This window comes from Chondromyces crocatus, assembly GCF_001189295.1.
Classification (GTDB): Bacteria; Myxococcota_A; Polyangia; order Polyangiales; family Polyangiaceae; genus Chondromyces; species Chondromyces crocatus.
Genome location: NZ_CP012159.1, coordinates 8,769,972 through 8,784,429, shown reverse-complemented (window position 1 = coordinate 8,784,429; position 14,458 = coordinate 8,769,972). Strand labels below are relative to the sequence as shown.

The following is a 14,458-nucleotide window of genomic DNA, read 5'->3' as shown; positions in this document are numbered from 1 at the left end:
ATCCTCCAGGGCCGGACCTCGGCGTCGTGCGAGGCGGCCCTTCGTCCTGAGGCCCCTGGCAACATCGATACCGTCTACCCGGCATGGCAGCGAGCGCCATGAATCATGGGGAAGTGCGACTCCGTGGCCTCCCGCACCTCCCGTGCGTCCGCCCCCAGGACCCGGTACGCCGAGCCGCACATGTGCGCGCACCAGGATGACCACGCCGCTCCAGCGCCAGCATGGGCGCCGAGGCGAACGTGTTCTCGCGGTGAGCTGGCGTGCTTTTCGTTCCGCGCTTCAGGCGACGGCGGTGGAGGGGGTGTCGGCGCGGCGGACGGTCTCGTTGACGCGGACGCTGACCAGCTTGGAGACGCCGGCCTCCTGCATGGTGACGCCATAGAGGACGTCGACGGACTGCATGGTCCGCTTGATGTGGGTGATCAGGATGAACTGCGAGTGGCTGGTCATGCTCCTGATCGCCTCGTTGTAACGGGCGACGTTGGCTTCATCGAGGGGAGCGTCGACCTCATCGAGAATGCAGAACGGTGAGGGCTTGTGCTGGAAGATGGAGAAGATGAGGGAGACGGCGGTGAGGGCCTTCTCGCCGCCGCTCATCAGCTCGATGTTGCCGAGCTTCTTGCCAGGGGGCTGAGCGAGGATCTCGATGCCCGTCTCCAGCATGTCATCGGGGTTGGTGAGGCGCAGCTCGGCGGTGCCGCCGCGGAACATCTTGGGGAAGAGGACCTTGAAGCGGGCGTTGACGCTGTCGTAGGTGGCCTTGAAGAGGCGCTTCGACTCGCGGTTCATCTGGGCGATCGCCTTCTCCAGGTCGGCGATGGCGTTCTCCAGGTCGGCCTTCTGGCTGGCGTAGTAGGTGTGGCGCTCCTCGGCCTCGGCGTACTCGCGGACGGCTTCGAGGTTCACCGGGCCCATGCGATCGAGCAGCTCGGTGAGCTCGACGATGCGGGCGCGGTGGGAGGCCTCGACGGGGGGGCGCTTGTGGTAGTCGCCGACCACGGTGTGCAGCTCGAGGCCGCGGAAGCGCTCGCGCACGCCCTCGATGAGGTGGGTGTGCTCGATGGCGAGTCGTTCGAGGGCCAGCTCGTGCTTGCGGAGGCGCTCGGTGATCTCGGCGAGCTGCTGGCGTAGTCCGCGCAAGCCGGACTCGCGGCCGGCGAGGGCGTGGCGGCTCTCGTCGAGGGCGCGGCGGGCTTCGGTGAGGTTGGCCTGCGCGGTGTGGGCCTCGGCGGCGGCGCGGCGCAGGGCCTCGTGGGCGAGCATGATCGTCGCGGCGGCGCGGCCGGCGCCGACGGCGCCGTCGGTGCGCTCCTGATCGAGGCGGTCGATGCGGATGCGCAGCTCTTCGCAGGAGCGGGCCAGGCGTTCGACGGTGTTGCGGGCGGCGGTGGCGCGCTCGCGCACGCGGGCGAGGCGGACCTTGCGGTCGGTCACCACCGACTGCTGCGCGAGGACGCGCTCGCGCCACTCGGCGGCGACCTGCTCGGCGTGCTCCAGGCCGCCGTGGGCCTCTTCGAGGGTGGCGCGGCCGGCTTCGAGGCGCTCGCGGGCGGCCTCGTGCTCGCCGCTGGCGAGATCGAGGTGCTCGCGGAGGTCTTCCAGCTCCAGCTCGACGACGCCGCGGCGCTTGTGGGCGCCGGCGAGCTGCTCCTCGGCGCGCTTGAGGTCCTTCTCGGCGGCGAGGAGGCCGATCTCGCTCTGGTGGGCCTCGGTGCGGGCGCGCTCCAGGGCCGCGGTGGCGTCGGTGATGCGCTGGCGGAGGGTCTGCTGTGCTTCGAGGAGGGCGGTGACTTCGTCGCTGCGCTGGGCGATGAACTCGTGCAGCTCGCGCATCTCGCGCTTCTGCTCGATCATGCCGGCGGCGACCGCGTCTCCCTGGCCGCCGCTGACGGTGCCGTCGGACCCGAAGACAGTGCCGTCCAGCGAGACCAGCGGGCAGCGGAGGCCCTGGGCGGCGAGGCGCGCGCCGACCTCGGCGCTCTCCACCACGACGGCGTCACCGACGAGGGCGCGGATGAGGGCGTCGTCTTCGGGGGCGAAGCGCAGGCGCTCGACGAGGCGGCCGAGGACGCCTTCCCCTTCGGGGAGCGTGAAGTTCGGGTCGGGGATCCAGGTCGGGTTCGTGGCGATGACGCTGGCGCGGCCTTGCTTCTTCTGGGCCAGATCGCCGAGGAGGCTCATCGCGCGATCGAGATCGCTCACGACGACGCACTGGAGCTGATCGCCGAGCAAGGCGGCGAAGGCCGCGGTCAGCTCGGCGGGGGCCTCGACGCGGTCGGCGACGAGGCCGAGCAATGCCGGGTCCTTCGTCTTGAGGAGGTTCTTCACGCCGGCACCGACGCCTTCGAGCCGGGTGTGCAGCTCTTCGAGGGCGCGGAGGCGGTTTCTGCGCTGGTTCAGCTCGTTCTTGGCCTGCTCGACGGTGCGATCGGAGGTGACGGCCTGCTCGCGGAGCTGCTTCAGCTCGGTGTCGAGGCGCGCACGCTCGTCCGTCGCGTACTGCTTGTTGCCTGAGAGTTCGGCGACTTCGCGGGCCAGATCCGAGCGGCGCCGCTCGAAGTCCTCGCCCTCGAAGCTCAGGCGTCCCAGCTCGTCCTCGTGCTTGGCGCGGCGCTGGCTCATGTCGACCAGGCGGCGATCGAAGCCCGTGAGCGTGGCCTCGGCGGCGGCGACGGCCGCGGTGGCCTCGGCGGCGCGCTTGCGGAGCACGGCGAGTTCTTGCTCGGCGTTGCGCTCACCGTAGCGGACCTCTTCGAGGCGCTCGTGCTGTTCGAGGGCGAGTTCGTTCTCCTGGGCCTCTTCCTCGGCGACGGCACCGAGCTGGGCTTCGAGCTGCGCGCGCTCGGCGCTCAGTTCCTGGATGGAGCGCTCCAGGTCGGCCTGCTCGCGGGCGGCGACGGTGCGGCGCTCTTCGAGGTGGCGAAGCTTGTCCTTGGCGCGGGCGATCTCCGCCTCGTGGGTGCGCACCTCGTTGTCGGCCATGAAGGCCTCGTTCTGGGCGCGCTCGGCCCGCTCCTCGCAGGCGAGGGCTTCGAGGCGGCTGACCTCCAGCTCGGCCTCGCGGGTCCCCAGCGCCGTCTTGGCGACCTGTTCCTGCTCGGCGTGGTCCTTGCGGGCGAACTCCTCGCGCTGGTTGAGGACGGTGATCTCCAGGTACTTGTGCGAGGCCTCGTGGAGGATGAGGTCCTCCACCTCCTTGCGGTACGCGACATAGCGCTCCGCCTTGGCGGCCTGGCGCTTGAGGGAGGCGAGGCTGCGCTGGATCTCGGAGACGATGTCTCCGACGCGGAGCAGGTTCTGGCGGGTCTGCTCCATCTTCTGCTCGGCCTGGCGTTTGCGTGCCTTGTACTTGGTGATGCCGGCGGCCTCCTCGATGAGCATGCGCCGGTCCTCGGGGCGGGCCGAGACGATGAGGCCGATCTTGCCCTGCTCGATGATGGAGTAGGCCTTGGTCCCGACGCCGGTCCCCAGGAACAGGTCGGTGACGTCCTTGAGGCGGACCTGGGTGCGGTTGATCAGGTACTCGCTGGTGCCGTCGCGGTAGAGGCGCCGGGTGACGGCGATCTCGGCGTAATCCTTGTACTCGAGCGGGAGCTGCGCCGCGGACTCGGGGTCGCTGTTCTCGAAGGTCAGCGTCACTTCGGCCATGCCGTGCATCGGGCGGGTCTCGGACCCGTTGAAGATGACGTCCGACATGGACTTGCCGCGGAGGTGCTTGGCGCTCTGCTCGCCGATGCACCAGCGGATGGCGTCGACGATGTTGGACTTGCCGCAGCCGTTCGGTCCGACGATGCCGATCACGTCGCTGTCGAAGTGGATGAGGGTCCGGTCGACGAACGACTTGAAGCCAGAGATTTCGAGCTTGCGGATGCGCATGAGAGAATCAGGGCGGTCGGTCAGTCCCCGCGGGGTGATATAGCGTCACCGCACGTCACGTACTGCCACCAGGGACGCGGTCTAAGGTCAACCTCCTGCGGCGGCAAGATCATGGATCGCACCCCCGATGCTCTGGCCGCCCTTTTCGATCCGGGCTGAACCATGGGCGTGAGGACTGAACGCGCGACGAGGTTTCACCAGGTCGGAAGGCGTGCTGGCGACGTGAGCGGAGTCGCCGTTGGTGCTCGTTCGAACGTTCTTTCGATGGCCCTGGCACCCTGCTGGGGCGGCACTCACCTTGACAGGTGGCTAGGCGAGCCGTACCCGTCGCTTGTTCCAGGAGTACAACCCCGATGCCCACCTACGAGTACGCCTGTTCGTCGTGTACCCACGAATGGGAGGCGGAGCAGTCCATCAAGGACGATCCGCTCAAAGACTGTCCACGTTGCAACAATGCGACCGCCAAGCGTCAGATTTCCCGGGGGACCGGGTTCATCCTGAAGGGGAGCGGCTGGTACGCCGACCTCTACTCGGGTGGCTCGAACGCGCGCCCCGACAAGGGCAGCGATGGCGCGAGCAAGTCTGAGGGGAGCAGCTCGGGCGAGTCGGCGGCGAGCACGCCGACTGCGGGCAGCAGCTCGAGCAGCGAGAGCTCGGCCTCCTCCAGCACCAGCACCGCTGCACCGAGCACATCGACCTCGTCCTCCTCGACGAGCACGGCTTCCTGAAGCGCGCGGCCTCCCGAGGGGGGAACGGTTCGGTCTGAATCCAGGCCTCCGGGGGCACGGTGGCGCGCCCGGAGGTTCTCGGGCCGAGCGGCTCGGGCGTGCTCGGCCACCCGCTCAAGCTCGCCTGGTGCTAGGGTGAGCAGGGATGGACGAGAGGAAGCGACTCGAAGAGCTCCGTGCGCAGATAGCGGAGATCGATCAAGAGATCGTGCGCGCGATCGAGCGCAGGGCGCGCATCGCGCAGGAGCTGACCAAGCTGCGGCCCGGGACGTCGCGGTACGCGCCCCTCGCCGAGGCGAGCGACCTCCAGAAGCTGGAGGCGGCGGCGGCCTCCAGGATTCCGGTGGCCGCCATTCGCCCGATCTTCACGGCGATCGACGCCGCCTGTCGGGTCTCGGAGATCACACCGCGGGTGGTGTTCCTCGGCGCCGAGGGCGATTTCGGGTGGCTCGCCGCGCGAGATCACTTCGGTCACGGGGCGGAGTTCGTACGGGTGGAGGCGACCTCCGCCGCGCTCGACGAGGTGGTGCGCTCGCGCGCGGACTTCGCGGTGGTCCCCTACGAGTCGTTCACCGAGGGGCCCATCTTCCCCACGCTCCAGGCCATCGGCGGAGCCGATCTGAAGGTGGTCGCCGAGCGGGAACTCCTGCAAGCGCTGGTGTTGGTGAGCCGCGTCGGTAACCCGACCGAGGTGCAGAAGGTGTACAGCTCACCCCAGGATCACGTCGCGTGCGTGGGCTACCTGGAGCAGCATCACCCGAAGGCGCTGGTGATCGACGTGCGCTCGCCCCAGATGGCCTGGGAGCTTGCCACGGAGGACCCGACGGCCGCGGCGATCGTGCCCCGGGGGTTCGCCGGGCCGCGCGAGCTGAAGGTGGTGCGAGAGAACATCGGCGACGAGGGCGAGGTGCGCCTGCGCTACGCGGTCGTCTCCCGGTTGCCCGCGCCGCGCTCGGGGCACGACACGACGGCGCTGCTGTTCAGCGTGCGGGATCGTCCGGGAGCGCTGCACGACATCCTGCACCACTTCAAGGAGCGGAGCTGCAACCTGCGGCGGATCCACTCCCGTCCCATCCCCGGAGAGGGGTGGGAATACGTGTTCTACGTCGAGGTGAGCGGTCACTCGACGGACAGGGCGCTGGTCGCCGCGCTGGAGGGGGTGAAGCGGGAGACCAAGATGCTCAAGATCATCGGGTCGTTCCCGCTGGAGCGGATCGATCCTTCTCCTTCGGCCGAGCGACTCTGAAGACATGCGGATGAACAGCTGGGTGGTGAAGCGCCTCTACGCGGGCGCGCTGCGGTTGTCCCTCGGCGCGGGGGTGCTCGCGGTAGGGACCGGGCTCCTGGGGTGTGGTTCGGCCAAGGACAGCCTGATCCTCGTCGGAGGCGAGCCGATCGACGCGGCGGCCATCGACAAGGATCCGTTGTCGGTCCTGCCGAGCGGCGTGCTGATGCTGGCCTACCTCGACGCAGCGACGCTGTTCAAGTCGAGCCTGGGGGGCGAGGTCGACACCCTGGTCGGCCAGCTCGTGCCCATCGGTCGTGAGTCGAACTTCGTGGCTTCGCGTGACGTGACCCGGATCTACGGCGGGGTGTACGCGATGCAGGGGGCGGACTTCTGCGCGGTGGTTCAGGGGAACTTCGACGCCGAGGCCATCCGGCGCGCGGCCGATGCGCGGGCGACGACGATGCTCGGCGTGCCGCTGGTGAAATCGCGTTACGCGGGCAACGACATGTACACGGCGGGGAACATCGGGTTCGTGCCGCTGACGCCGCGCACGGCGCTGGCGGGGAACGAGACGGGGATGCGCCGCGCCCTCGATCGGATCCAGCGCGGCAAGCTGTCGCGGAGCATGCCGCCTTGGATGGTGCAGCTGACCGAGACGCAGGGCGCGGCGTTCGCGCTCGCGGGGGATCTCTCGGGCCAGGCCGCGGTGGCGAGCGCGGCGCAGCAGGTGCCGTTCCTCGCGGGGCTGAAATACGTGCGGGTGCTGGGGAATTTTCTGTCGCCGGGTGTCAATTACGCGGGGACGCTGACGTACGGCGATCCGCAGACGGCGGCGAGCGGGGCGCAGGCGCTGCGGAACGTGGAGCAGATCGCCCGGGTGGCGTCGCTGCTCACGTCATGGGGGCTCGGGTCCGCGCCGCAGATGCAGGTGGCTCAGCATCAGAGCGAGGTGGCGTTCACGCTGCCGCTGAACGACACCATGGCGCGGATGCTGCTCCGGCAGGGGGCGGAGGTGCTGAAGAACGTGGCCGTGCAGCGCTGAGCGCCATCGCCGGGCTTCAGCGAGGTCGGCCGCCGGTGGGGGGGCGCGCGGTGAGGGGATCGTCGGGCCAGGCGTGCCGCGGGTACTTGCGGCGCAGCTCCTTGGCGACGGCCGGGTAGTGGCGTGCCCAGAAGCCGCGCAGGTCGGTGGTGACCTGGACCGGGCGCTGGTTGGGGGCGCAGAGGTGCAGAACGACGGGGACGCGGCCTCGCGCGACCACCGGGCCATCGGCCATGCCGAAGAAGTCTTGCAGCCTGGAGGCGAGGGACGGGGGCGCGCCAGGGGGATACTCGAGCTTCGCGCGGCGCCCACCCGGCAAGGTGATGGTCTCGGGAGCGACCTCCTCGAGGAGCCGCCGGGTGGCGGGGTCGAGCGTAGCGCGCACCGCGGTGGCGAAGTCGGCTTCACGCAGCTCGGCGAAGCTGCGTCGCCCCACGCAGAGATCCTCCAGGGTGGCATCGAGCTCGGTGTCGCCGAGGGCGGGGAGGGCCAGCTCCGGGCAGCTCGACCGGGCGAAGGCGACGCGCGCGAGCCAGCGGTCGAGATCGTCGCCCTTGGTGAAGGTGCGCCAGCCGCGGAGCTTGGCCCGGGTGGCGAGCGCGCTCTCGGCGGTGGCCGCGAGCGGGGTGCCGTCGGCGGCGGCCATGCGGCTCTCCTCCAGTACGAGGCCGTCGTAGGAGAGGCGTCGCAGCACCTCGACGCGCTCGGCGCTTTCGACCCAGACCGCCTCGGCGGTGTCGACGATGGCGTCGGTGAAGAGGTCGAGGAGCCAGTCGGCCTGGATGGCGCTGGCGGAGCGCACGACGGCGCGCGCGCGGCCGCCTTCGCTGCGCTCTTCGACGTCGACGGCGACGACGAGTTCGACGCCGTCGACCACGCTGCTCTCGGCGAGCACGGCGGTGCCGCCAGCGGCGAGCACCACCTCGCGACCGGCGCGGCCGGTGGCGTTCTGGGGACGGCGCAGGCGGCCCACGCGATCGGGGAAGCCGGCAAGGATGGCGATGAGGAGGGCCTCTTCGTGCGCCTCGGGAGAGCCGGGGGCGGCTGCGCGTCGGTCGGCCATGCGGGCGAGCTGCTTGCGGGTGCGGTCGACGGCCGTGGCGCGGAGGGGGTCGACACCCATCCAGCGGAGGCGATCGTGATCGAAGCGGGCTGCAGCGGCTTCGTCGAGGCGGTCGAGGGCGGCGATGAGATCCGAGCTGCCGCGAGCGTCGGTGCGGCGACCGGACGACGTCTGGATCTCGCGCTCCCCGGCGAGCGCTGCGAGGGCGCAGCCGTCGGCCGCGACACCGCGGCGCTCGGCTTCGAGGATCATCCGCGAGAGGCGGGGATGGGTCGGGAAGTGGAGCATGCGCCGGCCAGTGGCGGTGACCTGGAGGCGGCGCTGGCTCGCGGGATCGGAGGAAGCAGCCGCTGGGGTCCGCACCAGCGCGCCGAGCCGGACGAGGAGGTCCTCGGCCGCGATGACCGCTGCGGGAGGTGGCGCCTCCAGCCAGCCGAAGCGGGAGAGATCGTCGACGCCTGCGGCGTGGAGATCGAGGACCGCCTCGGCGAGATCGGCGCGCCGCACCTCGGGCGCGTCGTGATCCGGTCGCCCAGCGAAGTCGGTGCGGGTGTAGAGGCGCAAGCAGCGCCCGGGGCGGGTGCGACCGGCGCGCCCGGCCCGCTGGGTGGCCGAGGCCTTGGAGACGGGCGCGAGGCGCAGCGTGGGCAGGCCGGACCAGGGCGAGTGGGCCGCCACGCGGGCCAGCCCGCTGTCGATGACGGCGGTGACACCGTCGATGGTGACGGAGGTCTCCGCGACGTTGGTCGAGAAGATGATCTTGCGCCGATCGGCAGGACGGACGGCGCGGTCTTGCTCGGCCGGGCCGAGCGTGCCGTGCAAAGGGACCAGAAGCAGATCGGCGCTGCGAGCGAGGTTGCCGCAAGCCTCCATCGCTCGCCGGATCTCGGCGGCTCCTGGCAGAAAGACGAGCACGTCACCCTCGAGCCCGTCCTGGAGGAGCTGCCGGACTGCCGAGGCGATCTGGCTTTCCAGAGGGCGCTCGTCGGGGCGAGGCAGGTGTTCGATGGTCACCTCGAACATGCGCCCCTCGGCGCGCAGGATGGGCACGGGCGCGCTGCCCCCCAGGAACGCAGCGATGGGTCCCGCATCGAGCGTAGCCGACATCACGACCACCTTGAGATCGGGACGGGCCCCTCCGAGGAGGCGCTGGAGCAGCGCGAGGGCCACGTCACCGGCGAGGTGGCGCTCGTGAAACTCGTCCAGCAGAACGGCGCTGACGCCCCGCAACGTCGGATCGGCGAGCAAGCGCCGGGTCAGCACGCCCTCGGTGATGAAGCGGATCCGGGTCTCCGGGCCCGCCGCTTCCTCGAAACGCATGGTGTACCCCACACGCCGGCCGACCTCTTCGCCCAGCTCTTCGGCCACGCGGCGCGCGGAGAGCCGGGCCGCGATCCGTCGAGGCTCCAGCACCAGGATCTCGCCCTGGGCTGCGAACCCCTCGTCGAGCAGTGCGCGGGGGACGCGGGTGGTCTTGCCCGCGCCAGGAGGCGCTTCGAGGACCACGGCGCTCGAGGCCCGGAGGCGTGAGCAGAGTTCTGGCAAGAGCGGATCGATGGGGAGCGCGAGCATGGAGAAGCCGTGGCTGGGGGACGAAGGGGGCGCAGCGTAGCAAGCTTTGACGGACACCGACCTGTGCTAGGCGTGGGGGCATCAGGGTCGCGTCGACCCGGCGTCATCTCCTCCACCGCAAGCAGGGCTCGTGAGCACAGCGACCGACCTCACCCAGCAATCCGCTACCCGCCTCGTCGAACTCCTCGAGGAGGGGACCATCAGCGCCGAAGAGGCAGCCCGTGCGCACCTCGATCGCATCGAAGCGCTCGACCCGAAGCTGCACGCTTTCACGCAGGTGTTCCGGAGCGAAGCCCTCGCGGCCGCACGACGCTCCGACGAGGAGCGCCGTCGGGGTGAGGTGCGGAGTCGCCTCCACGGCCTGCCCGTGACCATCAAGGAATCGCTCGACATGGAGGGCCAGGCGCCCACGCTGGGCGTCCACGCCCGCAAGACGCTGCGGGCTGCAACGGACGCGGGGATCGTCCAGCTCCTCCGCCGTGCGGGGGCGGTGGTCCTCGGTCGCACCAACGTGTCCCAGCTCCTCCTGTTCCATGAGAGCAGGAACCCTCTCTTCGGTCAGACGGCCAACCCCTTCAGCCTCGACCACACCCCGGGGGGCTCCTCGGGAGGCGAAGCCGCGGCCATCGCCGCCGGACTCTCTCCCCTCGGCGTCGGGACGGACATCGGCGGCAGCATCCGCGTCCCCGCACATTTCGCCGGGATCGCGGGCCTCAAGCCCACCCTCGATCGCTGGACCAACAAGGGCAGCAACGGCGCCCTCCTCGGTCAGGAGGTCATTCGCTCCCAGCTCGGCCCGATGGCTCGCACCGCGCGCGATCTGGCGCTGGCGATGACGACGCTGGATCCGCTGGCCATGGCCGCGATGGATCCCCGGGTCCCTCCGCTCCCGGTCTCCGACCCAGGGTCGGTGGATGTCGCCGGATTGCGCGTCGGCTTCTACGTCGATGATGGGGTCTTCCCTGCCTCCAAGGCGGTGGCCCGCGCCGTGACGAAGGCTGCGTCTGCCCTTCACGCGCGAGGAGCGACCATCCTCCCGTTCACACCGCCCGGCATGCCAGACGCCATCTTCGGGTACTTCTCGGCGCTCTCGGCCGATGGCGGAGCTGCGGCCGCCACGCTGCTGCGGGGGTCAGAGGTCGACCGCTCCCTCCAGTCCATTCGTGCGCTGGCGATGCTCCCGCCGCTCGCCCGGGTCGCAGCCGCTCGGGTCGCTGGTCTGGCCGGCGAGCATCGACTGGAGCGCTTCCTGACCGCGGTGGGGGCCCGGTCGACCGCAGAACTCTGGGGGCTGACCCACGCTATGCGGCAGAGTCGTGATGCAATTCACGCTGCAATGCGGGCGGAGCGCCTCGACGTGGTGCTATGCCCGCCCCACGCGACCCCCGCGCTGCCGCACGGAGCATCTCGTGATTTCGCGCTGGCGGGCAGCTACTCGATGCTGTGGAACATCTGCCAGTTCCCGGCCGGAGTCGTCCCCGTCAGCCGGGTGCAGGCGGAGGAGGCGCGGCGTGACGATCCGAGAGACCGGCTCGAGCGCCGCGCCCTCGAGGTGGACCGAAAGAGCGCCGGGCTGCCGGTGGGTGTCCAGGTCGTGAGCTTTCCTTATCAAGAGCATGTCGTCCTGGCCGCAATGATTGCCATCGAGGAGGCGCTCTCGGGAGAGCCTGATTACCCGGTGACTCCGGCCACGTCGTAGCGCTGCGTGCAGACCATAATGGTGCCGTTCTCGGCGCTTGCAGTCGTTGGTGAGGACACGAATGTTCTGTTCCGGCGCAGAGAACGCGAAAATGCTGCGCTCTCTGCTATGCACGAGAACAGGGGTATCGTGCTTGACCCGCCCGTGGAGACACGGTCTCCTTTGATTATCGGTATCGAGGCGACGAGCTGAGCCAGGCCGTCGGTGATTTCGCAATGATTGCTGGCGAACGTCGCCACGGCTCCCGTGGCGGGTGACTGAACACCGATCGGAGCATTTCGATATGCCAGGGGCTTACGGTGCGACGGTCGTCGAGATCCTGATGGATTGTCTCGAGGCCGAAGGGGTCGAATACGTTTTCGGTGTACCAGGTGCGTCGCTCACCCCCATTTACGAGGCGCTGCTGGAGCGCCCGGGCATCAAGCAGGTCCTCGCGAAGCACGAAGAGGGGGCCGCGCTCATGGCGATGGGGTACGCCAGGGCCTCGGGCAAGATCGGGGTCTGTTGCGCGACGACAGGGCCGGGAGCGACCAATGCCCTGACGGGAATTGCGTCCGCTCATGCGGACTCGGTCCCCGTGCTCCTCGTGACCGGGCAAGCGGCGACCCAGTTCTTCGGCAAGGGGGCCTTCCAGGAGAGCTCACCTCAAGGGATCGACATCGTCCGGCTCTTCGAGCCCGTCACCAAGCTCTCGGTGATGCTCCCGAACTCGGAGCGGTTCCCGGCGCTTCTGAACGAGGCCTTGCGCACCATGCGTGCTGGTCGTCCAGGGCCGGTACACATCAACATCCCTGCCGATTTCCTGAAAGAGTTCGTGGCCGCAACGCGGATCCTCCCCACGCAGCTGCGCCCCAGGAGCCGACCGGCGGATCGCGCGGCGGCGGCCGAGGCCGTGAAAGCCCTCTCCGAGGCCGAGCGGCCAGCCATCCTGGCCGGGCACGGCGCGAGCATTGCCAACGCCTCGGAGCAGCTCCTGCTGCTCGCCGAGCGGCTGCGCATTCCGGTCGCCACCACCCCGAAGGCCAAGGGCGTGTTTCCGGAGAATCACCCCCTCTCCCTGGGCGTCTTCGGCTTCGCTGGGCACGCGCACGCGGAGAAATACCTGCTGCAGACGAACGTCGACGTCCTGCTGGTCGTCGGGACGAGCATGGGCGAGTGGTCGACGAACGCCTGGAGCAGCCGGCTCCAGCCCACGCGCGCGCTCATCCAGGTGGACATCGAGCCGGCCATCATCGGGCGCAACTTCCATGTCGAGGTCCCTGTGGTCGGCGACGCCACGGAGGTACTCACCCTGATGAATGAGGGCATCGAGGTCCTCTCCCAGCGCCGTGGAGAGCGGCGGATGAGCACCGAGGCGGTGGAGTCGATGCGGGAGACGACGCCGCGCTTCTTGAACGAGCCACAGGGAGACGACGAGTCGACGCCAGTGAAACCGCAGTACCTGATCCAGGATCTGCAGCAGCTCATGCCGGACGACGCGCTGTTCTTCGTCGACATCGGCAACGCGATGAGCTGGGCCGGGCACTATTACCAGTGCCGCCGGCCGGGGACCTACTTCGTCGCCCTGGGGCTGGCGTCGATGGGGACGGGCCTCGTCGGCGCGATCGGCGGCAAGCTCGCCGCTCCCGACAAGACGGTGGTGGCGCTCGTCGGTGACTCGGCGTTCGCGATGAACGGGATGGAGGTTCACACCGCCGTGGAGCACGGGGCGCCCGTGATCTGGATCGTTCTCAACGACGGCGGGCACGCGATGATCATGCACGGCGAGAGCCTGCTGCTCGGCAGACACCTCGACGCTTGCAGGTTCCGCACCCCACTGAACATCGCGGCGCTCGGCACGGCGCTGGGCGCGCGGAGCTTCCGCGTGGAGACGCGCAAGGCCTTCCGAGCTGCCTTCGAGGAGGCCCAGGCATCCCAGGCCCCCTGCGTCATCGACGTGCTGGTCGACCCGCGCGAGGTGCCGCAGACCTTGTCGCGCCGCGTCAGAACGCTCGCGGCCTCCTTCGACCACGTGCCGCTGTCGATGCGCTCCCGTCGATGAACGGAGAGGGCTCGTCTCCACGTCGCTTCGGGTCTTGCGCCGGTCGCCTCGGGCAGAGCGTGACGGCGCTGGCCAGCAGGGCTCAGGCGAGCCTGAGGGTGCTCGACGGCGGGGGGAGGGGCCCCAGGGCGACATCGCCCCAGCGCACCAGGGTCGCCCCTGCCGTGGAGACCGAACCCACGCCATAGAGCAGCACCAGGTCCCCCGCCGCGATCTTCTTCTCGTGGGCGGCGTGGAACAGGTTGGCCATCATCAGCGCCGCGCCGATGTTCCCGTACCTGGGGTAGACGCTGATCGTGCGCTCCGAAGAGATCCCCAGCACCCTCGCGCAGAAGCTGGCGAACCAGGCCGTGGGCGTGTTGAAGACGAAGAAATCGATGTCCTCCAACGCGACTCCCGTCGCCGCGGTCACCCCCGCCACCGAGGCCTCGAGCTGCGAGGCCGCGTCGTCCCGCATCCGTCGTGCGGCCTCCTCGTCACCGGACCACATGCGAAACACGGCCCTCCCGTCTTCGTCGAGCTTCACGCCAGTGCCGAACGCGCCGCAGGTGCTCTGGGTGTTCACGAGCTTCGTCCCGAGCACCCCGTAGGGCTCCGGCACCTCACCGAGCACCAGGGCCCCGGCGCCATCCCCCATGAACCAGGAGAGGGAGTCCGAGAGCTCGAGCATCCGGGAATACGAGCAAGAGGAAACGAGGAGAACGTTTCGATAGGCCCCCGCCTGGATCAGCGCCGACGCGCTCTGGAGCCCCACGATGGCACCCGTGCAGGTCGACTCGAGGTTCCAGGCTGGCGCCGCTGCGCCGAGCTCACGCGCCAGAAAAACGGCGTTGCCAGGGAAGAGCCTGTCGGGAACGAACGACGCAACGATGATGGCGTCCAGGTCCCCCGGAGAGAGCTGCGCTGCAGCGAGCGCCCCCCGCGCCGCCTGGAGTTCGAGCGACAGCGGCGTCTCCTCCGGCCCGAGCACGCGGCATTCGACCGTGCCGCGGAAGGGGGTCGAGAGATACGGCTGCATTTCGATCTGGAATGGATCGGTCGACGGAGCCGAGCCTCCCGCGAAGAGGCGCCCGAGGCTCTTGCTCTCGGCCTCGGCCACCGCCTGCGCGTGGTGCTTTCTCCAGTAGTCGGGCGTGCGGAGCGTGGAGGGAGAGCAGATGGCGAGGGACTTCAGACCAGCGTGATGGGCCATGCTCTCCTTGTCTGGCG

Annotated in this window: 8 protein-coding genes and 1 pseudogene; 5 read left to right on the top strand and 4 right to left on the bottom strand. The window is 69.7% G+C overall.

Features of this window, described 5'->3' with window-relative positions; genetic code table 11:
- Positions 1–279: 279 nt before the first annotated feature.
- Positions 280–3,876, bottom strand: a complete 3,597-nt coding sequence (gene smc / locus CMC5_RS31625; RefSeq protein WP_050433887.1) for a chromosome segregation protein SMC — start codon at positions 3,874–3,876, stop codon at positions 280–282.
- A 353-nt stretch (positions 3,877–4,229) separates the two neighbouring features.
- Here smc and CMC5_RS47970 point away from each other — a divergent pair.
- Positions 4,230–4,376 (top strand): annotated as a pseudogene (locus CMC5_RS47970) (FmdB family zinc ribbon protein); the annotation flags it as partial.
- A gap of 26 nt (positions 4,377–4,402) precedes the next feature.
- Here CMC5_RS47970 and CMC5_RS47965 read toward each other — a convergent pair.
- On the bottom strand, positions 4,403–4,594 hold the full coding sequence (locus CMC5_RS47965) for a hypothetical protein (protein ID WP_245678630.1): 192 nt from the start codon (positions 4,592–4,594) through the stop codon (positions 4,403–4,405).
- A gap of 155 nt (positions 4,595–4,749) precedes the next feature.
- Between CMC5_RS47965 and CMC5_RS31615 the strand changes: the two genes are divergently transcribed.
- On the top strand, positions 4,750–5,850 hold the full coding sequence (locus CMC5_RS31615) for a bifunctional chorismate mutase/prephenate dehydratase (protein WP_050433885.1): 1,101 nt from the start codon (positions 4,750–4,752) through the stop codon (positions 5,848–5,850).
- Between the two features lie 10 nt (positions 5,851–5,860).
- Positions 5,861–6,874 carry a hypothetical protein gene (locus CMC5_RS31610; RefSeq protein ID WP_050436241.1) on the top strand — a complete coding sequence of 338 codons (1,014 nt, stop codon included), beginning with the start codon at positions 5,861–5,863 and terminating at the stop codon, positions 6,872–6,874.
- A gap of 16 nt (positions 6,875–6,890) precedes the next feature.
- Here CMC5_RS31610 and hrpB read toward each other — a convergent pair whose 3' ends face one another.
- Positions 6,891–9,509: an ATP-dependent helicase HrpB gene (gene hrpB, locus CMC5_RS31605; RefSeq protein WP_050433884.1), complete on the bottom strand. Its 2,619-nt coding sequence runs from the start codon at positions 9,507–9,509 to the stop codon at positions 6,891–6,893.
- 130 nt (positions 9,510–9,639) lie between these two features.
- Here hrpB and CMC5_RS31600 point away from each other — a divergent pair, with 130 nt between their 5' ends.
- On the top strand, positions 9,640–11,208 hold the full coding sequence (locus tag CMC5_RS31600; protein WP_050433883.1) for an amidase: 1,569 nt from the start codon (positions 9,640–9,642) through the stop codon (positions 11,206–11,208).
- 283 nt (positions 11,209–11,491) lie between these two features.
- Positions 11,492–13,249 (top strand): thiamine pyrophosphate-binding protein, encoded by a 1,758-nt coding sequence (locus CMC5_RS31595; RefSeq protein ID WP_050433882.1) that lies wholly within the window; start codon positions 11,492–11,494, stop codon positions 13,247–13,249.
- 82 nt (positions 13,250–13,331) lie between these two features.
- Here CMC5_RS31595 and CMC5_RS31590 read toward each other — a convergent pair whose 3' ends face one another.
- Positions 13,332–14,441, bottom strand: a complete 1,110-nt coding sequence (locus CMC5_RS31590; protein ID WP_050433881.1) for a 3-oxoacyl-ACP synthase III family protein — start codon at positions 14,439–14,441, stop codon at positions 13,332–13,334.
- Between the last annotated feature and the right edge of the window lie 17 nt (positions 14,442–14,458).